General features: G+C 42.8%; 19 protein-coding genes and 1 pseudogene. 13 read left to right on the plus strand and 7 right to left on the minus strand.

Annotation, left to right across the window (positions count from 1 at the left end; translation table 11 throughout):
• Positions 1-202: 202 nt before the first annotated feature.
• From ctpA to V7K56_RS16655, 3 genes are all read left to right on the plus strand, one after another.
• On the plus strand, positions 203-1,447 hold the full coding sequence (ctpA, locus tag V7K56_RS16650) for a carboxyl-terminal processing protease CtpA (protein WP_334911980.1): 1,245 nt from the start codon (positions 203-205) through the stop codon (positions 1,445-1,447).
• A gap of 192 nt (positions 1,448-1,639) precedes the next feature.
• Complete coding sequence (locus tag V7K56_RS37105; protein WP_442940071.1) at positions 1,640-1,801, plus strand: transposase; 162 nt, start codon at positions 1,640-1,642, stop codon at positions 1,799-1,801.
• A 407-nt stretch (positions 1,802-2,208) separates the two neighbouring features.
• Positions 2,209-3,030, plus strand: coding sequence for an NADPH-dependent oxidoreductase (locus V7K56_RS16655; RefSeq protein ID WP_334911981.1), 822 nt, complete (start codon positions 2,209-2,211; stop codon positions 3,028-3,030).
• Between the two features lie 60 nt (positions 3,031-3,090).
• Here the strand turns inward: V7K56_RS16655 and V7K56_RS16660 are convergent, their stop codons facing one another.
• The 3 genes from V7K56_RS16660 to V7K56_RS16670 all read right to left on the minus strand — a co-directional run bounded on the left by V7K56_RS16660 (position 3,091) and on the right by V7K56_RS16670 (position 9,270).
• Positions 3,091-3,183 (minus strand): IS1 family transposase, encoded by a 93-nt coding sequence (locus V7K56_RS16660; protein ID WP_334911982.1) that lies wholly within the window; start codon positions 3,181-3,183, stop codon positions 3,091-3,093.
• Between the two features lie 177 nt (positions 3,184-3,360).
• Positions 3,361-3,981 (minus strand): hypothetical protein, encoded by a 621-nt coding sequence (locus V7K56_RS16665; RefSeq protein WP_334911983.1) that lies wholly within the window; start codon positions 3,979-3,981, stop codon positions 3,361-3,363.
• Between the two features lie 219 nt (positions 3,982-4,200).
• Complete coding sequence (locus tag V7K56_RS16670; protein WP_334911984.1) at positions 4,201-9,270, minus strand: CHAT domain-containing protein; 5,070 nt, start codon at positions 9,268-9,270, stop codon at positions 4,201-4,203.
• A 208-nt stretch (positions 9,271-9,478) separates the two neighbouring features.
• Here V7K56_RS16670 and V7K56_RS16675 point away from each other — a divergent pair, with 208 nt between their 5' ends.
• The gene (locus tag V7K56_RS16675) at positions 9,479-11,257 is read left to right on the plus strand and encodes a ShlB/FhaC/HecB family hemolysin secretion/activation protein (RefSeq protein WP_334911985.1); all 1,779 of its coding nucleotides are present in this window, start codon (positions 9,479-9,481) and stop codon (positions 11,255-11,257) included.
• A 527-nt stretch (positions 11,258-11,784) separates the two neighbouring features.
• Positions 11,785-12,039 carry a DUF7219 family protein gene (locus tag V7K56_RS16680; protein WP_322637376.1) on the plus strand — a complete coding sequence of 85 codons (255 nt, stop codon included), beginning with the start codon at positions 11,785-11,787 and terminating at the stop codon, positions 12,037-12,039.
• A 405-nt stretch (positions 12,040-12,444) separates the two neighbouring features.
• On the opposite strand, the gene V7K56_RS16685 is transcribed toward V7K56_RS16680, so the two are convergent.
• The gene (locus tag V7K56_RS16685) at positions 12,445-12,612 is read right to left on the minus strand and encodes a hypothetical protein (protein ID WP_334912016.1); all 168 of its coding nucleotides are present in this window, start codon (positions 12,610-12,612) and stop codon (positions 12,445-12,447) included.
• Between the two features lie 234 nt (positions 12,613-12,846).
• Here V7K56_RS16685 and V7K56_RS16690 point away from each other — a divergent pair, with 234 nt between their 5' ends.
• The 4 genes from V7K56_RS16690 to V7K56_RS16705 all read left to right on the plus strand — a co-directional run bounded on the left by V7K56_RS16690 (position 12,847) and on the right by V7K56_RS16705 (position 17,881).
• A complete protein-coding gene (locus V7K56_RS16690; protein WP_334911986.1) occupies positions 12,847-13,470 on the plus strand; it encodes a DUF3859 domain-containing protein in 624 nt (207 codons plus the stop codon).
• 5 nt (positions 13,471-13,475) lie between these two features.
• Positions 13,476-15,233, plus strand: coding sequence for an asparagine synthetase B family protein (locus tag V7K56_RS16695; protein WP_334911987.1), 1,758 nt, complete (start codon positions 13,476-13,478; stop codon positions 15,231-15,233).
• Positions 15,221-16,576, plus strand: coding sequence for a diaminopimelate decarboxylase family protein (locus V7K56_RS16700; protein ID WP_334911988.1), 1,356 nt, complete (start codon positions 15,221-15,223; stop codon positions 16,574-16,576). The genes V7K56_RS16695 and V7K56_RS16700 overlap by 13 nt, the downstream gene beginning before the upstream one ends.
• A 150-nt stretch (positions 16,577-16,726) precedes the next feature.
• Entirely contained in the window at positions 16,727-17,881 is a 1,155-nt protein-coding gene (locus V7K56_RS16705) for a hypothetical protein (protein ID WP_334911989.1), read from the plus strand.
• Between the two features lie 368 nt (positions 17,882-18,249).
• Here the strand turns inward: V7K56_RS16705 and V7K56_RS16710 are convergent, their stop codons facing one another.
• Both V7K56_RS16710 and V7K56_RS16715 read right to left on the minus strand, forming a co-directional pair.
• Complete coding sequence (locus tag V7K56_RS16710; RefSeq protein ID WP_334911990.1) at positions 18,250-19,134, minus strand: DUF4351 domain-containing protein; 885 nt, start codon at positions 19,132-19,134, stop codon at positions 18,250-18,252.
• A gap of 98 nt (positions 19,135-19,232) precedes the next feature.
• Entirely contained in the window at positions 19,233-19,808 is a 576-nt protein-coding gene (locus tag V7K56_RS16715; RefSeq protein ID WP_334911991.1) for a hypothetical protein, read from the minus strand.
• Positions 19,809-20,268: 460 nt separating this feature from the next.
• Between V7K56_RS16715 and V7K56_RS16720 the strand changes: the two genes are divergently transcribed.
• The 4 genes and pseudogenes from V7K56_RS16720 to V7K56_RS16735 all read left to right on the plus strand — a co-directional run bounded on the left by V7K56_RS16720 (position 20,269) and on the right by V7K56_RS16735 (position 24,487).
• Complete coding sequence (locus tag V7K56_RS16720) at positions 20,269-22,254, plus strand: S8 family serine peptidase (protein WP_334911992.1); 1,986 nt, start codon at positions 20,269-20,271, stop codon at positions 22,252-22,254.
• Positions 22,255-22,457: 203 nt separating this feature from the next.
• Entirely contained in the window at positions 22,458-22,781 is a 324-nt protein-coding gene (locus V7K56_RS16725) for a GlcG/HbpS family heme-binding protein (protein ID WP_334911993.1), read from the plus strand.
• A 38-nt stretch (positions 22,782-22,819) separates the two neighbouring features.
• Positions 22,820-23,623 (plus strand): annotated as a pseudogene (locus tag V7K56_RS16730) (SDR family oxidoreductase).
• A 216-nt stretch (positions 23,624-23,839) separates the two neighbouring features.
• Complete coding sequence (locus V7K56_RS16735) at positions 23,840-24,487, plus strand: nuclear transport factor 2 family protein (RefSeq protein ID WP_334911994.1); 648 nt, start codon at positions 23,840-23,842, stop codon at positions 24,485-24,487.
• Between the two features lie 250 nt (positions 24,488-24,737).
• Here V7K56_RS16735 and V7K56_RS16740 read toward each other — a convergent pair whose 3' ends face one another.
• Positions 24,738-25,253 carry a hypothetical protein gene (locus V7K56_RS16740; protein WP_334911995.1) on the minus strand — a complete coding sequence of 172 codons (516 nt, stop codon included), beginning with the start codon at positions 25,251-25,253 and terminating at the stop codon, positions 24,738-24,740.
• Positions 25,254-25,559: the final 306 nt, after the last annotated feature.

Here is a 25,559-nt window from a genome sequence, read left to right on the forward strand (position 1 = left end):
TTTACGCCCCTATACACAAAATGGTGGACACAAAGTGATTTTATCCTTTGGTGAGTGGATACGATGCATCAGTTGACTGAACAACTTGATGAGAAAAATGCACCACTTCTATAAAAAAAGTAACATAATCGAGAGATAGATTTCATCAACAACAGAGGAAGTGGGCATTATCTAGACAATTTGGGTTGAGGTGGAATTGATAATGGGGTTCATGAACAAACAAGTCTTTCGGGTTGGATTTTCACTGTTAATGGCGTTTTGCTTGGCGTTGGGTACGTTTACTCAGTCGGCGGTGGCTTTGACAGGGGAACAAAAGCTGGTTTCGGAAGTTTGGCGAATTGTTAATCGCACTTATCTAGATGAGACCTTTAATCATCAAAACTGGGCGACTGTCAGGCAAAAGGTTCTAGAGAAGCCACTTGCAGACTCAAATGCCACTTATGAGGCAATTGGGAAGATGCTCAAGAGCCTCGACGATCCTTTTACCCGCTTTTTGGATCCAGAACAGTACCGCAGCTTGCAGGTCAATACTTCTGGGGAACTGACTGGGGTGGGATTGCAAATTGCCCTGAATCCTGAGAATGGGAAGTTGGAAGTAGTGGCTCCTATCGCCGGTTCACCGGCAGAGAAAGCGGGGATTCGACCACGTGATCGCATTCTCAAAATTGAAGGTGTTTCCATAGAAAATCTCACCCTTGATGAAGCTGCAACCAGAATGCGCGGGCCGAGTGGCAGCCTTGTGACTCTCTTGATCGAACGAGACGGAGAGGCAGAAACGGAAGTTAGACTGACACGCGATCGCATTGCGCTTAACCCTGTAGTTTCAGATTTGCGTGTTTCTGCTGAGGGTACACCCATTGGCTACCTACGTCTTACACAATTTAATGCCAACGCTTCAACGGAATTGGCACACGCTATTTCTAGTCTAGAAAAAAAAGGTGCTGCTGCCTACATTCTAGATTTACGAAATAATCCTGGGGGATTATTACAATCAGGAATTGAAATTGCCCGTCTGTGGTTAGACTCCGGCACGATCGTTTACACTGTTAACCGACAAGGTATTCAGGGTAGTTTTGAAGCCTTTGGACCGGCCCTGACGAACGATCCTCTGGTGATTTTGGTGAATCAAGGAACTGCCAGTGCTAGCGAAATTCTCGCTGGCGCGCTCCAAGATAATGATCGCGCCCAGTTGGTAGGCGAAACGACCTTTGGGAAGGGCTTAATTCAATCTTTGTTTGAATTATCAGATGGTTCGGGCTTGGCAGTCACAATTGCTAAGTATGAAACTCCTGAACACCGTGATATTAACAAACTAGGTATTAAGCCGGATAAAGTTATTTCCCAACCAACCATCAACCGCGAACAGATTGGCACCGAAGCGGATCTGCAATATCAAGCAGCAGTCGAACTTTTGCTGAAAAAATCGGTGGTGGCAGGGAAAGCTTGAAGAAAGGGACAAGGAGACAAATCAGGTAGGAATTCAGACATCATCTGATACATAGCTAACAAATAAGATTTACAGCAGTTTTCTTTTACATGAAGTACAAAGCTACAGGTTTGGAGGCAGGAGGAAGGAAGTAGAAACTCTTTGTGTTTGCTTTTGAGTCCTGCATTTTGTACCTCATCTACTTGAAAACTGCTGTATGTCACTCAAGTCTTAGCACCTCAATTGTGGAAAGGGGCTATTGTAGTCATGGATAACCTGAAAGTTCATTACGCCGAACGTGTAAGGGTTGCAATTGAGTCCGTCGGTACAAAAGTCAAGTTTTTGCCCCCTACTCTTCAGATTTATCTCCTATAGAGTTATGTTGGTCGAAACTGAAGCAATTTCTCCGTTCCTGTGAAGCACGCACACTGAAATCACGATGGCCTTGCAATGGCTGTTGCTGTAAATTACATTACCGAAGATGATGCCTACGAGAAGGTTCAATCACTGTGGTCTATTTACCTGAAAATTGCTGTAAACGAGAGGTGCGCGGGATAATACCCGCCATCGACTCAACCAGTCGCTTTTACTTCATTTATGATAGGACTTACGCACACTCTACGATTCTTGGCGTTCTTCTCTACGAGACGCTGCGCGTTCGCGTAGCGTTCCGAAGGAAAGGCGGTCTTGGCGGTTCGATAAATTAAGCTTTTTGGCGATTTTTGCGTAAGTCCTATATGAATCACCTGCTGTATTTTAAATTTTGAATCCTGGAATTGATTATGACTAATCCTACAGAATTACTGCGATCGCGCTACGGTGAAATTCCCTTCAACCCCAAAATTGAATGGAATAATTCGCTAACAGCACTATTATCTCACCGCTCAATCCGGTCTTATCTATCCGATCCTCTACCACCGGGAACTCTGGAATTGCTAATTGCAGCCGCCCAATCTGCATCTACTTCCTCAAATTTGCAAACCTGGAGTGTGGTAGCAGTCGAAGATCAACAGCGCAAAGAGGAGTTATCCAAGCTAGCGGGAAACCAAGCACATATTAAGCAAGTACCTTTATTCTTAGTTTGGTTAGCAGATTTGGCGCGTCTAAGTCACGTTGCTGACAGTCGCGGCATATCTCATGATGCACTGGAATATTTAGAAATGTTTGTGATGGCAACAATAGATGCAACATTGGCGGCACAAAACGCCGCAGTTGCAGCCGAGTCACTCGGTTTGGGAACAGTATATATTGGCGGAATCAGGAACCGCCCGCAAGAGGTAGCACAGATATTGAATTTGCCCTCCTCTGTGTATGCTGTATTTGGGCTATGTGTGGGTTATCCAAATCCGGAAGTAGAAGCGGCGATTAAGCCAAGGTTGCCCCAGTCAGCGATCCTGCACCGTGAAACCTATAAATTGGCAGAACAAGAAGAAGCGATCGCTCATTATAACGACATCATCAAAGAATTCTATACTGAACAAAAGATGAATATTGCTGGCGATTGGTCAGAACACTCAGCCCAGCGCATCGCAACTGTTGAGGCTTTGAGAGGACGCGATCGCTTGCGTGAAGCTCTCAATCACCTCGGCTTTAAGTTACTGTAAATTAAGAAGAATCAAGTTAGCCGATTGGCCAGAGCGATCGCCAATATGTACCCTAACAATTTATCGTGTTGTTGCATCAATTGCAAACCAAATCCATTGTTTATTGGATTTCGACCCCACGTATGACCACATCTCATCAATTTGTTTTTTCACGCAATCAAATGGAGTATCATTCCCTAAGTAATCTAGCTAAGTAATCTAGCGCAGATGATGTGAAGTATTTGTTTGATTTGTAAAAAAGGTTGCACCACTTGCTACAAATCAAACAAATAAGTCAAATCCTCTTTCCTTTTCCCTCCAGCAAGACTGCCTGATTTACTGCAAGCGTCTTTAAGTTTCTCGAATCCAAAATGCCAATCCTCCCCCACGACCGCGAGCTGCAATGAAATCTTCTGTCACTAAAAAGAAGCCAAAGAAAGGTAGTTTAGCTATAGGTTGGTTGTAGAAATCTTCTGTTTGAACTTTACCAGCACGGATTGCTCTGTTGTAAATAACACGACCAAACAAACTGATAATCATTTGGTTAAAGTCAAAGGCCAATAAATTTTTCTTACCGAAATATTGCACTGGGCCTGTAAGCTTCAGTGAAACTGGGTTAAACTCAACCTGATTAGTAATTTCGCCTCTGTCTGAATCCTGTTCCAAAGTGGCATTAAAGGAAACATGGACTGCTATAAACTTGGGTACATAGAAACCGTTGCCTAATACAATTCCCCCGCTACCTTTGTTTTTCTTAGTGCCAGTGACAAAGCAAAGTTGCCATTTACCGAGAAGAAACTCAAGCGGATAAGTCAACCGTTGCTGCTTGGCAGTTTTTTCTGCTTGTAGCAACGCCTTTACTAATATTTCAGCATTAGGGCATATGCGTTGTGGTTGTCGATACGTAACCGCAGCTTGGGATAGCACGGTAACAAAGTCAAATGTCGGTGTAGGTGTTAAATTACCCCTCATGAAGCCACTCTGGATTTAACTATTTCTTTAATTTTCTGATAGATTGTAGCGTTCATCTACAAGAAGACATATCTTTCATCCGTAGTATCCGCTAGAAGTATGTCGCTCGATTGAAGTTACTAGTGGTAATACTAATTCTGCGTCTAACTCACATTAGGTTAATGGCAACAAAAAAAATCTCTTTCTCCCCCTAGCTCTCTGATTCCATATTCCCTACCTTCACCAAGGATTACCAACCATTGTAAATCCAGCCCAATAATAAGGATGCATAAGTGATTCATCAGCACTGTCAGCAGGTAAAGGCAAATTCCCAACTCCTCCTAAACCTTGCACTTGTCCATCCTTTACATAAATTTGCCCTTTGACCATAGCTACCTGAGCCTGTCTGAGAGCTTCTGCCTTAATCGGAGCTGTCTTTAAGTTGTCATAAAATTTTGTCATCAACGCTGCTGTGCCAGCATCATTAACCGACCAAAGACTAGCAACACTAGTTTTCACACCTGCCAGCACTGCTAAACCCGCAAATCCCAGTTCGGATTCATCATCCCCTAAAGCTGTTCTACAAGCACTCAGCACAAGCATTTCAACTTCAGGTTCATTCAAGCGCAACTGTCGTAATTGATTCAAGCGTAACTTGTCTTCCCACAGTTGAATATAGGAATTACTTAAAGCACCAGTAGCAAAATCAGCATGGGTTGCCATGTGAATAATTCCAAAAGGTTGTTGGCGGCGGATGGTTTTGAGATTTTTTAAGGTGGCTTGCTTATCTAACAATAATTTGCCCTGCCACAGTTTAGATACTAGTGTTGATAACTCAAGAGGGACTGCTGGTAAAGGCTCTTGTCCCTGAGTACTCTGAGAAACCCCCAGCGCTAAAATTTGAGATTTTTTTATGTCTTTATAGAGAGTATTGGTCAAACTAAGACTAGGCATCAAGCCAATACTGTATTTTTCTACTAAAAACCCCTTACCATCGTGAAGTGCTGCCATTGGAGTTGAACGTAACCCAATGTCTGGTAAAAAAACCAAATTGTTAATTCCTCTGGCCTGTAAATCTGCCTCTAGTGGTGCAATAATCCAGCGATAAAGTTGTTGAGATGAACGCAAATAACCGGTGCGACGACGGTTTTGGGGACTAACGATTTGGTCACGAAATTCTTGAGCTACTTGGAGAACTTTGGTTCTGGTTGTTTCTGGGATGCGCTTACGGATAGGATCGCCTTTTCCGGTCACTACTACTACTTCTAGTTGGTCGCTATCCTTTTCTCCTATGGTGTTTAACTGTTTCGTAAATTTTTGAGCTTTACCTAAATTTCCCTCTGGTAGAATTTCCACAGGGACAAAACTGATGTAAATAAATGCAGGTTTCACACCAGTAGCTTCTTCAATTTTGCGAGCAATTTCTTTGGCATCATCTAGGGTTTTAATTCTAGGGGTGGATATGCCTAAATGGTCGGCAAAATCATCTGTGAAATTGCCTTCGGGAGTGGGATCGGTATTCAGAACGGGGTTATCAATCTTAGGATTATTGGGGCCAGGATCAATTGGTTTACTTGTTGGATTGGGCTGGAATGTGCGAGGGGGAGGATCTGGCCTGTCAATTGGTGGCGTGTCGTTTGGTGGCGTGTCGTTTGGTGGCGTGTCGTTTGGCCTAACGTTGATTCCTATCTGTACGGGTGCAGAAGAGGAAACGCCGTCATTTGCACTAATTACAAAGGCATTTAGTGAGCCATTAGTATCTGCCGGAGGTGTGTACACCAAAGTATCGCCGTTAAATAAGGTAGTAAAATCAGGGATGACAGAATTGCCATTGACAGTCAGATTTCCTGTATTCACCACATTAACTTTGATGGAGGTGATGTCATTATTAGCATCAAGAACCAGTGGAGTCAAACTGGAGAATGTTAAGGTCACTGGTTGATTGGTCTGGGTATTGGGTAGCAATGAGTTTGCTGTTAATGTCGGCGGGGTGTTGACAGATGTAATGGTGATGCCGATTGGAGTACCGCTAGCATCTCCACCATTTGGCAAGACTGGAAAGCTATTTAAAGGGATTATTGAATTGTCGCCTGTATTAATTGACCCTGCCGTGCCATTGACTCTTGCATCACCGACGATAAAATCTACATTGTTTGGGCCACCATCATGGCGAATTCTGACAGTACCTCCTACTGAAGGTTGAACGTTAGTACCTCCTTCGCCAGTAAAAAATCCACCAGTAGCAATTGCTTCACCTGTTCCGATTCCTTGAATCAGTCCGTTGGTTAGGACTTGCACATTGCCACCTTGAACTGTGTTTCCCTCAACAAAATCGTCTGCTATGGACTGGGTGTTGATGTTGGTAAAACGAATATTGCTACCAAATGTATTGGTAGTCTGTAAAGTAACGTTGCCACCTGTAACATTTCCAGTACCATCGACTCCAAGGGCGATCGCTGAGGCGTTAATGGCATCATTAACGATGATATTATCTCTGGCAGTTAAGGTGACTGCGCCAGCCGTACCGATAAAATCGCCACCTCCTTCCTTGACTACAGACGAGTTAATCGCTCCTGTGGTGATACTGCCGCCTGTAGTTGTTGCAGCTACATCGCCACCCTTACCTGAGTTATTAGCATCATTTGAAGAGGAATTAATAGTACCTGTAAAGATGTTGTCTGCGGCAGTCAAACTTACTGTTCCCGCATCTGTAACAATAATGCCACCATATCCAAATCCAGAAAACCCTCCATTATTGCTAGTGTCTAGGTTATTTAGGGTAATTCCACCATTTGTGCTTTGGACTGTAATATTACCTGCCGAGTCGCCCTGACTGCTGGTAATAATGTTACCTACAGTAATGTCGCCAGTTGCAAACAACGTTACGTTGCCACTATTCCCAATAGTTCTATTTGTATTGAGATTTCCCAGCAATAAACTGGCTCCGGAAATGTTTATTGCTCCTCCAGTTGTCTGGATTGTGTTGGTAGGGTCAACAAAGTTTACAGAACCGTTTTGTGAGGTCAGGTTAAAACTACCACCGCCCAAGTTTAATGTCGCTACACCAGCAGCGCTAGTTACTCCAGGTGTAGCTCCGGTGATGTCATTGATGGTAATATTGCCTGTGGTCTGTAAGTTTATTATATTTGCATCCGATGCTGCGATCGCACCCCATGAAACTGTGTTAGCCCCAATATCTGCATCGTTAAAGGCAATATTGTCTGCTGTGGCATCAAATGTCCCTGTCCCACCATCGATAATGGTCAATGTGCTGGGGTCTAGCAATAAAGTGCCAAAGTTGCCATTAGGGGCTGAAGTATCTACCAAACCGTTGAAGGTCAAGAAATTTTTGCCTGATACTTCTACAAAACCACCATTGCCAGCATTTGCTCCTCCACGAGCCGAAACTTTACCAAAATATTGGGTTGAATCTTTACCCCAAACAATCACGTGTCCGCCGTTTCCATTCAAATTGCTATCGGCATTAATAACAGATTTTGAGTCTACATAAGTCCGATCTGCATTGGGTAAAGTCCCTTTACCTTGATAATCTCCACCAATTAGTACAGTACCGCCGCCATTGGTTCCAGAGGCGTTAATATTGGCATCAATCACCGCGACTCGTTTACCCAAAGCAGTAATCGTACCGCCTGTTTGACTTGATGCATCCACTGTCCCAGAAACAATCGTTGTACCTGAAGTTGTGGGAATTGTGACATTGGAGTTTGTCAATTTTACAGTTCCATCAGGATTGGTAGTTAACCCTGTGTTACCAACTGTGAGCAATTCTGGTAAAGAGGCGATGGGAATTGTCCAGTTATTGGGTTGGTTGCTACTAGAGGCGAGGGGCTGAATTTCTAGACTCAGCAGATTTCCTGGCTGACTGAGACGCACCCAATTTTGTCCTGGTACTGATGTAACGGTAATCTGACCTCCCGGTGCCGAAAGTTGCCCGGTGTTGATTACAGTACCGCCTAATAAATTCAAATTTTGCCCACTATTTACTATCAAATTTCCAGCATTTGCGATCGCTCCTGGCTGGTTTGTACTAAAGGCAAATCCGTTGGGGTTTCCAACTAAAGTATTGTAGTCATTCACACCAATGGCATTAAACCAACTGCTGCCAAAGCCAATGCCATTAGCTGTTGTCACCGTAAAAGCACCAGGTACATTTAAACTAGCGTTTGTTCCAAAAATAAATCCGGCTGGATTCATCAAGAAAAGGTTAGCATTGCCACCTGTCACCTGAATTAAGCCATTGATAACTGAGGCGTTACCGCCTGTAACTCGACCAAGGATATTTTGCAGCGCCGGACTGGCTTGAAAGTTGGCAATTTGTTCTGGTGAAATCCCAAATTGTTGAAAGCTGTGAAAGAGGTTTGCACCATCTTTAGAAGTTGTGCCGCCAGTGATATCAAGTCGATTGCCGTTTGGTGTAACAATTGTGTTTGTCCCATCGGTAGCAGGAACTATTTGTTGTGCTTGGGCTAATCTGGGACTTACCAGCGAGGTAATAACTAGGACTGAAGCGGCGATGTTGTGTAGTAGAGATTTTTTGCGCCGCAATATAAAGCGACCTGTGGGCAATTCTACATCGATTTGTAACTTATCTGCTAATCCGCGTCGCCAAAGTGCTTGAGCGATCGCCCGCTTAGACCAGAGGATTTGTTCTGTTCTTTTGGTAATAGAGATGCTTTGAGAATGAATTCGGTAGAGGTAGAGTGGCTTTGGAACGCGGCGTACTTGAGCTACCTCTGAAAGTCGCAGACATAGGTCATAATCTTGAGCACAGCGGAACGATTTGTTAACACCTCCCACCCGGTCGTAAACCGACCGCCGAATTAGGCGGAAATGAAACGTCATGAAGTTTACTAAAAGACCTTCTTGGGAGTAAGGAATGCCACAGCGATGACCGTAACCGATAACTTTGCTGTCTTGATCAATATTTAAGTAATCGGTGTAAACAAATCCTGTTTCTGGATGGCAGTTAAGAACTGTAGCGGTTTGGACTAGGGCGGTAGGGGCTAGGATATCATCACTGTCTACCAAACCGATGTAAGTGCCAGTAGTTAGGTTGATTGCTGCTGTAAGTGCCGCCGTATATCCTTGATGGTGTGCTTGGACTACCCGCACTCGTCCATCTTGTTGAGCATAGTTGTTTGCGATCGCCACCGAGCCATCTGTAGAGCCATCATCCCAAATTAGTAGCTCAAAGTCTTGCCATGTCTGCGCTAAGACACTAGCGATCGCTTCTTCAAGGTAAGACTCCCGATTGTAATTGACGATGACAATGGAAATCAGTGGTGACATCGAAGTATTCCCTAGTTTTTTACCTGTTACTACAATATAATGCTAAGGACTATTACTTAGAAAAAATCGCTGTTAATTATAGTTTTAGTTACAAATCTTCTGAAATCTGAATGTCAAAAATATGATATTGAAATATTCATATAGCAAATAGCATAGTCAAAAATCAAAATCAGCCCAATCCTTAAATAAGACACTCTACTGAGAATAAATGAGAAAAGAAACAGAAACTGGTATTGAGCTTAGAGCAACGACTCAGCAAAGAAGCGTCTATTTCTCTCATCAGTTAGACACTTGGCGGAGTTTGGCAACTACTAAATGCATTAAGCACAGTTTCAGTTTTCGGTGCGGCTTGCTAATTCTGCCTGCGGTCTGGATAGTAACTGCAAATGGACTTAGAGCTACAGCAAATATTTTTACACCGGATTCGGTTCCAAATTGCAGTTACTCAAAAGCAACTAACTCACCACCAGAAATACCACAACGCATTCGGGTTCGCAAAATCCAGGTTGTATGTAGCACAGTTTTTAATGAAAGTGATTTTAATCCAGTAGTGAAACCGTTTGAAGAACGGGACTTAACTTTAGAAGAAATTAGACAAGCCGCAGATGCCGTTACTCAGCTTTACCTAAATAAAGGCTATATAAATTCCAGAGCGATTCCAGACACTCAACAATCTATTACCGCAGATGGTGTTGTGGTAATTCGGGTATTAGAAGGACGTTTGACAGAGATTAACATCGAAGGGACGCGACGATTAAAATCTTATATTCGTAGTCGCATTCAACTAGGTGCTGGTATTCCTCTCAATACTGGTAAGCTCGAAGAACAACTGAAATTATTGCGACTCGATCCCTTATTCAAAAATGTGGAAGCGCGTTTGCGTCCAACGGGTAATGTTGGTCAAAGTATTCTCGTTGTTAGAGTTGAAGAAGCAAATCCTTTAACTGGTAGCTTGGGTGTAGATAATTATTCGCCTCCAAGTATTGGTGCCGAAAGATTGGGTGTTGAACTGCGCGATCGCAATTTAATCGGTATGGGAGATGAGTTAGCAGGCTCCTATTACCATACACTTTCTGGTGGTTCTGATGTGTTTGATTTTAGCTACCAGGTTCCCGTAAACGCCATGAATGGCAAAGTGCAAATTCGAGCAGCATTTTATCGCAACGAAATCACTGAGCCACCCTTTGATGCCTTTGGTATTAAGGCAAACCAGGATCTTTATGAAATCAATTATCGTCAACCATTGATCCGATCGCCCAAAGAAGAATTTGCCCTATCTTTAGGATTTACCTATCAAGATGGTCAAACTTTCCTCTTCGATAACCTTGCAACCCCCTTTGGCATTGGGCCTGATGTTAATGGCGTTAGCCGCACCAGTATAATTAAATTTGGTCAAGATTATATCAGGCGCGAACCGCAAGGAGCCTGGTTTTTGCGATCGCAATTTAATTTTGGCGTTGATATATTAGATGCAACGATCAACAATGACCCCATACCCGATGGTCGCTTTTTCAGTTGGCTAGGTCAAGTCCAGCGCGTGCAGCAATTGAGCAACAATCATTTGTTGCTCATCCAAGCAGACTTGCAGCTTACACCAGATAGCCTTTTACCTTCCCAACAATTTGTGATTGGGGGTGGACAATCTGTAAGGGGATATCGCCAAAATATCCGTTCTGGGGATAATGGATTTCGGGTAGCGATCGAAGATCGGTTTACAGTGCAGCGCAATGAATCTGGATTATCGACAATTCAACTTGCGCCATTTCTAGACATGGGAGCCGTCTGGAATCAGTCTGATAATCCCAATCCGCTACCCAATCAAACTTTTTTAGTGGGCGCAGGCTTAGGATTATTATGGAATCAAGCAATGGGAATTGATAATCTCTTTTTGCGCCTCGATTATGGATTTCCATTTATCGATCTGAGCGATCGTGGTAATAACGCTCAAGATGATGGCTTTTACTTTAGCCTTCGCTATCAACCCTAGATAAAGACTATGGTAATCATAACTAATTCTGCGGGCATGATCTTATTTGAGCCGCATTTGAGCAAATCGAGTTTAATCAGCAAAATGTTAAGCTGTTACGCAAAGAAAATTGCACATTAACTAGTGAGGGTTGTCCTTTGTCAAAAGTCCTCTCTTACAAAGTTCTGATCGGAGGAAACCTCCGCTCAGACTTTGCGCTTTGTCCTTAGAAACACTTCTGGACTAATGACTAATGAAAGTCTATACGGAGTTTGTGCAATATATAGGCGCATTAGCTTATTTCACTTACTTCTTTTGGTGTTTTCCGCAAAAAATATGCCATTCGACTTACTCATTTTGGTAGATGACGCGATGATTTCAGTATTTTCCACAGTTAATTACCTATCCTTCTGACTTATCCTAATATTGAACTAAAAAATTAACTTCTTTCTTCAGGAACTTCAGGAATTTGAATTTTATCCTGTGTATATACACAAACAGAGAAATTATAGTTTATAAATTTAAGAAAGAATTACAAGAGAAAACTTATGACACAACCTAACTCGCAAGACAAAAACAGCTTTCTTTACCCTCGTAGTCGGTATTATGGTAAATTTCAGCCAGAGAACTTGGTGTTTAATGCCAATCTCCAAGAATTTTCTCAAAAAATTAGTTACATCACTTGCTTAGAAACAGGAGGTAAATTGTCTCAGGAAGAGGCTTACCAGCAAATTAAGTCACTTTGGAAAGAGTTGAAACATAGCAAAAAACAATTGTCTATTGGCGGAAATAGAGAAATTTAAACTAATGGAAAGGAGGTATTGGGAATTTTTATTAAATCTATTGCAAAAATACTATTGCAAAAATACTTGAATTCCCAAAGACTCAAATCTCTGACTAATAGCAAAAGTTCGTTGAAACAGACTAAAACTACTGTTATTAGCCAGTTTCAAACGAATTAAGCTATTAGCCCAGAAATTGATTTTCGGGCGTTTTTTTGGCTTTTGTAAGAAGTCTTCTTTTTCGTCATGTTAATTCTAATAGTTACAGGTAATATCAAGTCCGAGTGATTACTTAATAATAAAATCTATCAATGTAGTAGCGTGGCAAGACTAAAATGTTGCAATAAATTTTCTTGTAGTGTGGGCATCTTGCCCGCACTGGACGGGCGAGACGCCCATCCCACAAGAGTTTTCTAATGCACTATTTTAAGCTTGCCACGCCACTAGCAAAGTCCAAAAATAGCCATTTGATGCGATAAAAGAGAAACTCGTTTCGCTAAATTGCTCCCAATACTCAATTGCAGAAATTGAGTCTGGAATGCCGATACAGACTTCATAGATACCTTCAATAGTGGTTTGTTCTTTTTGAGTCATAATCAGTGCTAAGTGCTGAGTTAGGAGTTAGAAGTTTTTATGCAGAGACATGGAAACAAGAGAGAATAAAGTGTTTACAAAAGTAAGTATCTCTTAAAAAATCCGAAAAGCAACAACTTTATTTTGTAGCTTATGATATACCGACAAAAGTAAGATATCAGAAATCTAATATAGAGTCCTTCTGATTGCACGTAATCAAGAATCGCCAGAAAGTTTTTTAACAGGAGTTAAGCGATGACGCAGCGACTGACTCAAGAGCAATTATCACAAATAGTTACAGAAGTAGAAGGTTTGCAATTGCGTCGGGAAGCGGAACTAGACCAACAGCAGATTAGAGAAATTTTACAGGAGTTGAATTTACCGCCAGAGTTACTAAATGAAGCGCTGATTCAGTTAAATCGCCGCCAAGCACTGGAGGTACAACAACGCCGGAATCGATGGATTACCTCTGGAGTGGTGGCAGTTGTAGTGGTTGCGATTATATCTACAATATTTTTCATACAGCAACAAAATTCTACACTTTCGCGTGTTTCTGCTCAAAAAGACCGCATCACCTTAATACAAGATAATGGCGGCGACTTAAAGACAATTTCTCGCCAAACCAATCCAGAAGTGTTGTATCATGTCACCCTAAAGGATGCACCTTTGGGTAAAAAGCTGGCTCTCTCTTGTAATTGGATTGACCCAAGCGGTCAAATTGTCAAGCAAAACAACTATCAAACCCGTGAGATTAATACGTCTGTCTGGGATACCCAGTGTCGCTATACTATTAACCCGACTGTAACTGTTGGCAGTTGGCAAGTGCAGATGTTGTTAGAAGGTCGGCAGATTAGCGATGCAACCTTTGAAGTTAAATAGTTCAGATGGGTATCCCGCATCACTTTCTTGGCTATTGGGGTTACGGCGCTCAACAGGATTTGGAAGCACTGTTAACTAGTGTTGTAGGTAGAAGGGGAAAGGCTTTGAAGTTTTCTGCACAGGAAAATTATCCTCTTCCCATCTGGAATGTTGTTTACATAGGACTTGATGGCACTTCTCCACGGCAACAAAATAAAATTGCTGCCATCTTTGCATCAGGATTATTTACTTCACCTGATGCTTGGGTAAATCTCCAGGAAAACAACTGCCTAATTTTGGGAAGAGAACCTTTCGGAAAGATGCCTTTGTATTGGACTGTGCAAGGACAAATAATTTGGTTTGCATCCCAACTGCAATTACTTTTACCAATTTTGCAACAGTCAGAAGTTAGCATTCCTGGGTTATATGGCTATAGCTGTTTTTCTTACGTTCCCACACCCTTAACTCCTATTAATGGAGTGTTTACAGTGACGGCAGGAACTGAATTAGTTTGGCAGAGTGATTGTCAATCAGGTAAGCTGCAAACGCCTGAATCTAAAAAAATCCACTCATGGCGGGAAGCGTCAGAACAGTTAACAGATGAAGCTACAGCAATTACTGAATTGCAAACTCTCCTTAAAGACTCTATTGAGAGACAGATTGCCGATTTAAAGGATGAGCCTGTCGGGGTGTTTCTCTCTGGCGGACTGGATTCTTCAGTGGTAGCGGCGCTGCTGGTACAAGCAGGGGTGAAAGTCCGCGCCTACACTTTAGATTTTGGTGACGCAGGGATTCCAGAATATCCATACTCTGAACAAGTCGCCCAGTTTCTCAAAATTCCGCTAATTAAAGTTGCAGTAACCCCAAGTTTGATCGAAAATGCCTTAATTCCGACTGTGCAAGCATTGGATTTGCCCTTTGGAGATGGCGTGTGTGTGCCATTGTATCTCCTGTCTGAGAGAGCGAGTCAGGAAACTCAGGTAATTTTTAATGGCGAAGGTGGAGATCAATTGTTTGCTGGTTGGACGAACAAACCTTTAATTGCCGCAGGTGTTTATCAAGCAGAAAATCCCGCCGGACAGGAAACTTTTATCCAACAATATCTCCGCACCTTTCACCGTCTTGGAGGATACGAATCTCAAGTTTATCAGCCAGAGGTTTATGCACAGATCCAAAATTTGCATCCTGAAGATTGGTTGTTAACAGCTCTCGATTGCAATGAGTGTCCATCTTTGCTGCATCGCCTCCGCCGTGCTAATTTGATGCTCAAAGGAGCGCAGAATATCCATCCCCGTGCGACTGCATTGGGGTTTGCTCATGGGTTGTGGGTGCGATCGCCTTTTTGTGATTTACCTCTAGCTGAGTGGACATTTTGCCTATCTGGAGAACTCTGCTTACAGGGTGCTTGTGAAAAATATATCCTCAAACGAGCTGTAGAAAATTGGCTTCCACCCGAAATTGTCTGGCGACAAAAACGTGGTATGGGGGTTCCTTTGACTTCTTGGTGTTTAAATGATTTTTGGCATCAACTTGGCATTTGGCTTAATCCAGAAGTACTTCGTGCCAACAATCACTTTTATCCTCACATTGCGGCACAAATAGTTGAAGGCAATCTAGGAGCGGCTATTCAAGGTCGTCGAATTGGTGAAACACTCTGGTTACTAATTATATGGCAACTTTGGCGATCGCACGTTTTAAATGAAAAACTAAGTAAACAGTCTTGGGATCATCCCTTTTGGTTACATCGTTGGCTATGGAGAAATTATAAGCGATGGCAAGGTTAGATAAAAAAGAGTTAGGAGTACAGACGCGATTAATCGCGTCTGTACAGCAGTTAGGAGTTAGGAGTGAGCAATTAATCTCCTTATCTCCCCCATTCACCAAAGAACTTGCTCAGGAGTTACTGAATAATTACGGTTCTCCGCTTTATGTTTATAATGGCGATCGCTTGCGCGAAACTATTGAGCGGATTAGCAAAGCAGTCAGTTATCCCCGCACGCAATTTCGTTTTGCCAGTGTTACCAATGGCAACATTGCGCTGTTAAAAATTTTTCGCTTCTTTGGGTGGGGACTTCACGCCAATACGCCAGGAGATATTTATTTAGGATTGCAAGCTGGTTTTGATCCTAGTGAGATTGTTTATAGCGGCAGTAATTTGAATCAGGCTGAGATGCTACAAGTCCTGAATTGGGGAGTTACAACTCTCAATTTCGATAGCCTCGCTCAATTGCAGTTGTGCTGCAAAGTTAGACGCACAGAGAAAAATATTCGGCTAGGTTTACGTCTCAATTTGCCAGAAATTACTGGAGATAGCCGCATTGGTGTACGTCCAGAGGAATTTAGTGATGCGATTGCTTTAACTGCTGAAGTGGGATTAAAGCTGAGTGGTTTACATTTCTATCGAGGAACAGGAACTAATGCCACAGCCGCTTTTACCCAAGCGATTGATACAGTAATCGCCACAGCACAACAGTTACCTGATTGGGAATATTTAGATTTTGGTGGTGGCTTTGGCTACCCTTATCACCACAACAAAGCAGCCTTTGACTGGGAAATATTTGGGGCTGAGTTAACCAAGAGAATTACTCGTTTAGGACGGGAAATTGATTTGGTGATTGAACCGGGACGAAGTGCGATCGCCGGATGTGCAACTTTGCTGGCTCAAGTTGTTTCGGTAAAATGGCAAGGAGAAAAACAGATTGTTGGAGTTGATACCACCGTTGCCAATCTTTCAGTACCCTCAGTACACGGTGGCTACCGAGAAATCATCACTTGGAAGCAAGCAGACAAATCCCCAATTTCCCACTCCTGTACAGACGCGATTAATCACGTCTCCCTATTCACAACTGATATTTGTGGTAACACTACCTATTCACGAGATTATCTGGGGAAAAATTGCCAACTTCCAGCCCTAGAAATCGGTGATATCGTTGCCATTTTAGATGTAGGTGCTTATGGTTATGCTATGTCGTCTCACTTTTTACACCGTCCCAAACCAGCGGAAGTATTACTAGAAAATGGCACACATCGCTTAATTCGTCAGCGGGAAGACTACAGTGTTTTACTAACAAATCAGGTGCTTAATAGTTACCCTTTTTTTAAGGTGGTTAGGGGAGATCAAGCCTGATCTGAACCGTATTGAACAATTAATCACTAATATCAAATAACCATTATGAAGTGTATCAACTGCGGAGCTGACAATAAGTTAAAAGACCGAACAGCTAATCAAGGTCGGTGTATACAATGTAATCATTCCTTTGCTTTTGAACCGACCAGTATGAGTAATATTAAGATTACCGATCCTTTTTTTGCAAAGGCGATCGCTGATATTTCTGCAAATAATACTTTATTTTTTACACCCAAACAACTGCTTTATTTTCTAGATAGTCGTCTCAGGTCAAAGTCATTTTCAAGATTTAGCTGGTTATTTTTATTTGTATTTTTTAATATATTTACATTTGCTTTCATAATTGGCCCATTGATAGTAAACTTTGTATTTATTTTGATATTTTTTAATCGCAGTAGATCAAGTAAGTTCAACAATACAATTCGCAAAGCAAATGCTAAAAATTTACAAATCATAGGATTAATTATTCTTGTAACAGGAATTTTACTAAGTCTTGCCTCAAAATCATTGAGCCTCTTTGTCATTGTTGTGATTATAGGAATGCTGCCCATATATTTAGGAACTCGACAACTAAGTCGAATTAGATTCTTAACACAAGAATTTTTACTTTCACAATCTCAGGTTAAAGATTGGTTAGATCGCTGGCAGCAAATTAATGGTTCAATTGTCAAAATTCTTCCTTCACCAAAACAGGAAAATACACCAGCCACGGTTAATCCTGATGTGACTGCTTACAGTTTTGATAGATTAGTCGTTTGTGACAGTGCTAGTATTACTCAACTATTAATCGCTAATAATTTTCACTTTGAAAACAACTGTGCAATTCTCAGCATTACTGGATATCCCCAAAGCATTTTTGACACTACAATGCAAATGCTGCGACGCAATCCCGATTTGAAAGTTTATGCAATACATGATTGCAATCCACAAGGAATTGGTTTAGTTCATAATTTGAGAACCAATGCAACTTGGTTTCTTAATAGCGAGATTATGATTATTGATATTGGACTAACGCCACGTCAAATTATCGCTACGAAGCGCGGAATGTTCATTCAATCCTCTCCAGAGTCGGCGCAAGCAGCTAAACAATTACCTGAAGAAATACGTCAAAGTTTATCTGCTGAAGAATTAACATGGTTAGAATCTGGAAAGTTTGTGGAATTAGAATCTTTCACTCCCCAAAGAATAATTAAAGTTCTGCAAAAGGGTATTGCTAGCAGTCAAAATTTAGAAAGTGATGACAGTAGCTTGCTTTTAGTAGGCGATACAGGAAATGATATGTACGTTGTGCAAAGTTTTGGTTAGTATTATCATTTCAATTATGGAGGCAATTCATGACAGAAGAACACTCATGATACAAGCCCCTCTCTTACAAAGTTGAGGCAGTCTGTTGGCGGGGTTCCCCCGCTTAAAGGAACTGCCGTCTGATGCCTGCGGCAACCCCTTCGGGGAACGGAGGAAACCTCTGCTCAACGCCAGTTCGCACAAGTCGGGGAACCCGCCCAAGCGACTGGCTCGACTTTGCGCTAAATTTATTTATGGATATTAATTTTGAATTTTGAATTTTGAATTTTGAATTTTGAATTTTGAATTACCCAAAGGGGTTAACTTGCCTATACATAGCTAAAGTTGAGTCTCATATAAGGTTTGTTTAATTGATTTACAGATTAGATTTATTTAATTTGTTGGTTTAACCAAGCTTCTAAATCAGAAATAGCTGAGAAGTCTAACAAAGCCTCTGCTAACGCCTCCAATTGTTCAATAGATAATCCTTGGACTCGCTCAATAGTAGATGAATCAATCTGACCAAAACGGCGATTTAATTGACGTATAATTAAACGTTGTTCGCCTTGTTGTACAGCTTGCTCTCGGTCTTGTTGATAGAGTGGTTTTAATCGCATAATTAACTCCCGATCGTCTTCTTCTGAATTTTGATTAACTTGCAAGTTTTGTCGCAAGTTATAAAGTAATTCTAGCGTTGCTCTGCGAAATGGATGATTTGATGATAGTGCTTCTAATTCATCTATTGCTTGTTTTTGTACTGTTCCTCGACCGAGAATTCTTAACCACAGAGTTTCTTGCGTACGCGGTAACTGGTGAATCGCAACGATCGCAGTCCGTAAATACTCTGCGATAAAATGTACTTCAGGTAGCCAGTCTACCTTTTGAGTAGCACCGAATCCTGACAGCAGTGCTGTAGATGCTGTTGGGGTGAGTATCCATAATTTGGGAAGTTCTAATTCTGGAATGGAAGTTTTATTGCGATTTGCTTGACGTTGTAATCCACCCCTTACTTCTAATAATTTTAACAGACAATCACAGATTTCTTCTTTTGATGCAGCGTTACGGAAGGGTTCAAAAATGGCTGCTGTAGCGGCAAATCTTCCTAATAATCCTAGTGTTTCTAAATTCGTGCTTTGTTTTGTTAAAGGAAAAAATAAGACATCGATTTCTCGAACTTCTCCCGCCACACGGCTAGAACCTTGGACTTCTCCATAAGGTTTTAGTAATTCTTCCAAATAATCTTTTGCAAATTGGTCATGGATAAATCTAGTCATTCAATTAATAAAGATTTAGGCAATAATGAAGCATGGTACTTATATTACCGTCAACTGAAAAGTAAGAATATCTTTAATATGCATACATAATTTTTAATTTATCTCAAACCTCTTTCCATAAGCATTTGAGGTTCGACATTCTCAACATTAGCGATCGCTTCTAACTGAGAAATCCCAGCGATCGCATCAACAATATTACCTGATTGAGCGCGTAACCAAGCGGTATGAGGCGCATAAGAAAGGCTTTGTGCAACTTTGTAACCCGCTTGATTAATTGCCTCGTGCTGCGACTCCACATCAACGCCTTCAGCAAAGCGGATAAAAACCAGTCCAGTTGGTACTGCTACAGAACCATTAGATTCTAGTGTATAAACCGGACTCAATATACCCTGTTCTGATTGATTGGGTTCGCCTGAAAAAACTGCGATCGCACCGTCGTTAAGTCGTAAAATTGCTTTTGTTGCCACAGTGCTGGGTTGATTGTAATGTACTGCATAGTACCCAGGTTTACGAATGTAGGACACAGCAGTGCGTAGGCGTAGCCCGTCATAGATATCGCTGCCAACACGAATTTGTTCAGGATATTCAGAAAAGTAGTCTTTTTGAAATCTCACTTCACTAACCAGGGGTAGAGAGTACACCTGTAGAAAATACTCAACCGGAAAATAAAACATATTTCTCAAGTTCTAATGATGTTATAGCGTTTTTCAGTGGCATGAAATACATTCTTTTCATCGTGATTCATAGTTATACGCCCTTACTGATCGTGAAGATTCTTAAAACAACCTGATTTTGAATCCCCTCTTTTCTGGAAAGACTAATCAAAGGTTTGTATGAACTTAAATAGATTAAATTCTGTATCGTAATACACACATAACACATGAAATCGGAAGCATCCATAAAATAAACGTAAGCCTACAATGCGTGCAGCAAGCTTTAAAAATAATGCATAATACGGTTTTCCAATCCCCCTTATGAGTGCTAAATGGGGAATCCTAACTTCTTTACTCAAGACTGGGAACTGTTATGCCCAATGCCCAATGACGCCAGTTGCTTCAAGTCGGCAAAGCCGCCCAACGCACTGGCTCCCCCATGCCCAATTCTCAATTTTCAAAATATTTAGGAGATTAAACAATGGTTCAAGTTCGCTATGGTGGACAGAACGGCCAACAGTATGAATTTGCGATCAGTAACGAACACGTTGTAGTGCGTACCGAAAGCCGTAGCACTATTGTTGGTGCTAGATCCTTTGAAGTCGCACCTGTATCACCCATAGCTCGTAGCATCCTCAATCAATTTGAGTTAAAAACACGGTTTCGGCAAGCGGGTGTAGAAATTTTGCAAGCAAAAGTTTCGAATCAGGGTGTTGCTTTGCGCGATCGCGCTCGTGAAATTCTCAACAATGAGTCTGAAGTTCAATTTGCTGGACGTGTCTTAATCGATCCAGTATCCCAACAACCTGTAGTTTATACTGAAAACCTTTTTATTAAATTTGATAGCGAAGAAGAGTCAAGGGTCTGCCAAGAGGTTTTAAGACGTTACAACTTAACAATTAAACGCCAACTTGAATACGCACGAAATGCTTATTTTGTCAGTGCGCCTACAAATACTGGTATAGCAGTCTTTGACATCGCCGAAAGACTTCTAAATGAGGAATCAGTTGAACTGTGCCATCCTGAATTAGCGCGTGAGTCACGCCAACGTCAAGTTTTCCCGCAGCAGTGGCACTTAAAGCAAACAACAATTAATGGTAAAGTAATTAATGCCCATGCCAACGTTGAAGCAGCTTGGAAGTTGAGTAATGGCACTGGAACAATTATTGCAATTATCGACGACGGTGTGGATCTCGATCATGAAGAGTTCCGTTCCTCTAGCAAGATTGTTGCCCCGCGTGATGTCACACGTAAAACGAACAATCCCAGACCGGGCAATGATAATAACCACGGTACATCTTGTGCAGGAGTAGCTTGTGCAAACGGTAACTTTGGGGCATCTGGTGTAGCACCGGGTGCAAAACTCATTCCGATTCGTTTAGCTTCAGCGTTGGGGTCGCAGGATGAAGCAGATGCTTTTATTTGGGCGGCTCAAAATGGTGCTGATGTTATTTCTTGCAGCTGGGGTCCAGCAGACGGTACTTGGTTTGAGCCAGACGATCCCGCACACAAGCAAAAAGTACCTTTGCCTGATTCCACGCGACTTGCTATAGATTTTGCAATCAATAAAGGACGCAACGGCAAGGGCTGTGTAATTTTATTTGCAGCTGGCAATGGTAACGAAAGCGTCGATAATGACGGCTATGCCAGCTACCAAAAGGTAATTGCAGTGGCAGCTTGTAACGACTACGGTACGAGAAGCGCTTACAGTGACTTTGGTCAAGCGGTTTGGTGTGCCTTTCCCAGCAACAATGGTGACAGTTCTCAAACCACTGGAATTTGGACAACCGATCGCTCTGGTGTACTTGGTTATAATTCAGGTAATCGAAATTTGGGTGAGGCTTTAGGCAACTATACAAACGAATTTGGCGGAACTTCTAGTTCCTGTCTAGGTGCAGCAGGTGTAGCCGCCTTAATTCTTGCTAGAAACCCAAGTCTGCGTTGGGATGAAGTGCGAGACATTATAAAACGCTCCTGCGATCGCATCGATCCAGCTGGAGGTAAATATGATGCCAATGGTCGCAGCCCCTTCTACGGTTACGGTCGAATCAATGCTCTGAAAGCTGTAGAATTGGCCAAGCCCGCGCAAACATCGCCCGTTAGTGTTTTCCAGGCAGTGCAAGATATCCCAATTAACGATTTGCAAACATCAACATTGTCGCTGGCGATCGCTAATACCACCCTCTTGAAATCCATCAAAGTTAATGTAGATATCGAGCATACTTATATTGGGGATCTTGTCGTTACTCTGCTTCCCCCAGTGCAAACAGGTATACTTCCCATAGTTCTGCATGATCGCCAGGGCGGAGCTACAGATAATATTAAAACAACTTATGATGAGGTAAACACCCCTAAACTTGCTGCCTTTAAAGGTAAAAGTCCCCAAGGAACCTGGACTCTGGAAGTTGCAGATAAAGCTGAGACAGACACAGGAAAGATTCGGAGCTTGACCATTGAAATTCAGTAGAGCGAAAAGTTTTGCGATCGCTAAAATGGAGACTCACGTTAAGTAATATTTCTCTAATTGGAGTTTAATTCAGTTCAAATACTTACTGTACTTGCATTACAAGCTTTTTTTATTCAAATAATGATTCTGTAGCCTTTTAGTTACAAAACTTTACTCTTGATAATTTTCAGTTACTTCTCTTCAGAATTTTTGATTAATTTATATTGCTTTTAGGACGATGGTGTAAGCGCCTAAAGGCCTTCAGTCGAATGGACGGCGCTGTTCTCGGCTCGATCGACGTCGCAATCAAGAAGGCCTCAACTGCCGCCCTCTTTCAAACCTCCAGCGAGGCCATCTGGGACTATTGCAAGCCGGACGCACCAGCCCATGCGCTCGAACACACTAATGGCGGACTCGCCCCCTTCGCTGGCGGTCTCCCCTTGAAAGGGGTCAATGGCGAGATGCTGGGCGCGATCGGCGTGTCCGGCGGCGCCGTGGCTCAGGATCTCGAGATTGCTGAAGCTGGCGTATCTGCAATCAATACCTAAGACGGCCACTGTCCATCATCAAAAAGAAAGGAACACCCATGTCCAAGACCATTCTGATTACTGGCGCCGGTTCTGGCTTCGGCGAAGCTGCTGGCATTGGCCTTGCCCAGAAGGGACACGACGTCATCGCAACGGCGCAGATTTCCCCACAGGTCGCCGCGCTGCGGCGCAAGGCGGCTGAACTTGGATTGAGCAATCTCCGTGTCGAGAAACTTGACCTGTTCGACTCGTATGATGTTGCTCGTGCACACACCTGGGAGGTCGATGTGCTTTGGAACAACGCTGGACTCGGCGAGAGCGGACCGGTTTGTGAGATCCCGCTCGATCTCGTTCGGCACAATTACGAGGTCAATGTCTTCCTGCCGCTCGCGCTCACCCAAGGCTTTGTCAAGAAGTGAGTCGTGAGTAAGAAGCCAGCCAAGATCGTCTTCACCTCCTCAATGGGGGGGTTGTTCACGCCGGCTAATTGGGGCGTCTATGTCTCGACCAAACATGCGCTGGAATCGATCGCCGAAGCGATGCAGCAGGAGTTAGCCGCCTACGGAATCAAAGTCCAAACGATCAACCCTGGTGCCTACTACACTGGCTACAACGAAACTATGGCCGACACCGCGTTCCGCTGGCTGGATGACGCTAAGAACTTCACCAAGCGTGCAGACCTGCGCAAGGCCTTCGACAACTTCCTGGAGGCGCCCGATGGACATCTGGACGCCCAGGAGATGATCGACTGCATGATCGAGATCGTGCCGGCCGACACGGGTAAGTTCCGCAATGTCGTGCCGAAGGACACCGAGGAGATGCTGAAGGCTCACCAACTTGCCGCCTGGGAAAACCAAATCTAGCCCACATACTCCGCTAACATTCTCCTGGTCTTGGCTGGTGGAATTTAGGAACTAGGAAGGCAAACGAACCAACGAGCAAAATTCTTTAGAGGGTGATAAGGAGGATGACAGACGACATCTACATAACCTCAGTTCGAGTTAAGGAGGTTTATTCAACGTTAACTCGCTGAAACGACGCAAGCACGTTGACAGATCCCAAAATTAAGCAACGGCGTAATGAGGGTTTCAGCTTATCCCGAACTCAGGTTACATAATGTTCAAAATCAGCTGCCCGCTCAAGGTCAAAAAATTGCCCGTCCTGCTCAGCGGGAGGCCCTCGCGACAATCTCATTCTGTACTCTGATGAACAGAAATTCTCTCATACCGAAAACAATCGCGGCGCTCGTTATCTTCCTAACTCTGATCTCTGGAGGTGCTGTCATGGCCCAGTCAAAAGATAAAATCGAAGCGCGCAACAAGGCGATCGTCCAGGCTAGCTTTGCAGCCTGGACAGCAGGCACCGGAAGCCCGTTCGACCTTTTGGCGGACGACGCGACCTGGACAATTGTCGGCAACTCGGTCGTCTCCAAAACCTATCCTACCCGCGATGCCTTCATGCATGAGGTCATCCAACCGTTCAATGCCCGCATGCGTATCGGTCTCAAACCGACGATCCGCAACATCTACGCTGACGGCAACACGGTCATCATTTTTTTTGACGCCAGCGGCACGGCTCGTGACGGCAAGCCGTACGTCAACACCTATGCCTGGTTCTTCGATATGCGTGACGGGGAGGTAGTCAAAGCATCTGCCTTCTTCGACAGCGTTGAGTTCAACGAGTTCTGGCAGCGTGTCTTTCCAAAGACGCCTGGAAACTCGGAATAAGAATCGTGAATCGTAATATCTCGCCAATCGAGAAGAATCTCATGAACAATTGAGCATCGTTCAACGCCATCAAAACTGAGCGGTGTCGATTTCATGAAGAGTGGAACTACCGGATTGTGCCGCGAGAAATTGCTTAGTTGATCAAGTTATTTTTGTAAGGATCTTTAGCGTTCACCAATTACAGAGAAGGAAGATGGAGACATCATCAACGATGCGATCGCTCTTTGGTTAGAGGGCGTTTGTCGCCCCGTTAGAGTGCGGTAGGCTCTCTTACAATAATTATTCCTATATTGGCTTCAGCAGTAGGCACTTTATCGATTCGCCACCAACCCAAAGCCCCTTGTTGGCATCCATAAGCTTGAGCATAGCGGAAGCGAATGTAGTAAATTCCAGGTACATTAGGTGCTGTTAACGTGAATGTACTTGAGCCTGAACCTTGGGTAGAACCATTGTAGATACAGGCTTGAGCGTTATATTGACCTCCAATACCCACAATAATTTGATTAATAGATCCCCCTTGACCATTATTGTAAGTGTAATTAGTAGATCCATTAATCTTTTCTTCAGGATTAACAATTACAACATTACTATTGCCGTTAAGTGTGAAATTAGTCAGTTTCACTGGACCATAAGTTGCAGTATTAGGTAGTAAAGATTGTGCCATTGCAGCCTTATCGAGTAGCAGGCTGTTGAGGGGAAGACCCATGCCGAGAAATGCAATAGTAGTAACAAGCGTATTAAAAAATTTAGCTCGTTGTGTAGACATAATTTTCTCCTTGTGATTTGCGTTAGTTGTTGAGACTTGAAAATTAAGGCATAAATATGAGGAGCTTGAATAATTTGCAAAAATCAACTTAAATAGCTTATTTAAATTAGTTTTTTGAGTGTTTTATTTTACTTAGATAGGCACAACTAAACTAAGTAAACTTCTGTAAAGTACCAGAAACACTTTAAATATAAGCTTTTAAGCGATTTATATTTCTTAATCAAGTTCGACTTTTTACATCCATTTACTTGCTTGACACATTTTTTTATCACTCTTCCCAAGTCAAGTAAACTACTTTACCCAATC

The sequence above is a fragment of the Nostoc sp. genome, assembly GCF_036917535.1.
In the GTDB taxonomy this organism is placed as follows: Bacteria; Cyanobacteriota; Cyanobacteriia; order Cyanobacteriales; family Nostocaceae; genus Nostoc.

Coding starts and splice junctions, on each gene's coding strand:
- ctpA (WP_334911980.1), top strand. CDS start 203: ATGGGGTTCATGAACAAACAAGTCTTTCGGGTTGGATTTTCACTGTTA.
- V7K56_RS16655 (WP_334911981.1), top strand. CDS start 2,209: ATGACTAATCCTACAGAATTACTGCGATCGCGCTACGGTGAAATTCCC.
- V7K56_RS16665 (WP_334911983.1), bottom strand. CDS start 3,981: ATGAGGGGTAATTTAACACCTACACCGACATTTGACTTTGTTACCGTG.
- V7K56_RS16670 (WP_334911984.1), bottom strand. CDS start 9,270: ATGTCACCACTGATTTCCATTGTCATCGTCAATTACAATCGGGAGTCT.
- V7K56_RS16675 (WP_334911985.1), top strand. CDS start 9,479: ATGAGAAAAGAAACAGAAACTGGTATTGAGCTTAGAGCAACGACTCAG.
- V7K56_RS16680 (WP_322637376.1), top strand. CDS start 11,785: ATGACACAACCTAACTCGCAAGACAAAAACAGCTTTCTTTACCCTCGT.
- V7K56_RS16685 (WP_334912016.1), bottom strand. CDS start 12,612: ATGACTCAAAAAGAACAAACCACTATTGAAGGTATCTATGAAGTCTGT.
- V7K56_RS16690 (WP_334911986.1), top strand. CDS start 12,847: ATGACGCAGCGACTGACTCAAGAGCAATTATCACAAATAGTTACAGAA.
- V7K56_RS16695 (WP_334911987.1), top strand. CDS start 13,476: ATGGGTATCCCGCATCACTTTCTTGGCTATTGGGGTTACGGCGCTCAA.
- V7K56_RS16700 (WP_334911988.1), top strand. CDS start 15,221: ATGGCAAGGTTAGATAAAAAAGAGTTAGGAGTACAGACGCGATTAATC.
- V7K56_RS16705 (WP_334911989.1), top strand. CDS start 16,727: ATGAGTAATATTAAGATTACCGATCCTTTTTTTGCAAAGGCGATCGCT.
- V7K56_RS16710 (WP_334911990.1), bottom strand. CDS start 19,134: ATGACTAGATTTATCCATGACCAATTTGCAAAAGATTATTTGGAAGAA.
- V7K56_RS16715 (WP_334911991.1), bottom strand. CDS start 19,808: ATGTTTTATTTTCCGGTTGAGTATTTTCTACAGGTGTACTCTCTACCC.
- V7K56_RS16720 (WP_334911992.1), top strand. CDS start 20,269: ATGGTTCAAGTTCGCTATGGTGGACAGAACGGCCAACAGTATGAATTT.
- V7K56_RS16735 (WP_334911994.1), top strand. CDS start 23,840: ATGAGGGTTTCAGCTTATCCCGAACTCAGGTTACATAATGTTCAAAAT.
- V7K56_RS16740 (WP_334911995.1), bottom strand. CDS start 25,253: ATGTCTACACAACGAGCTAAATTTTTTAATACGCTTGTTACTACTATT.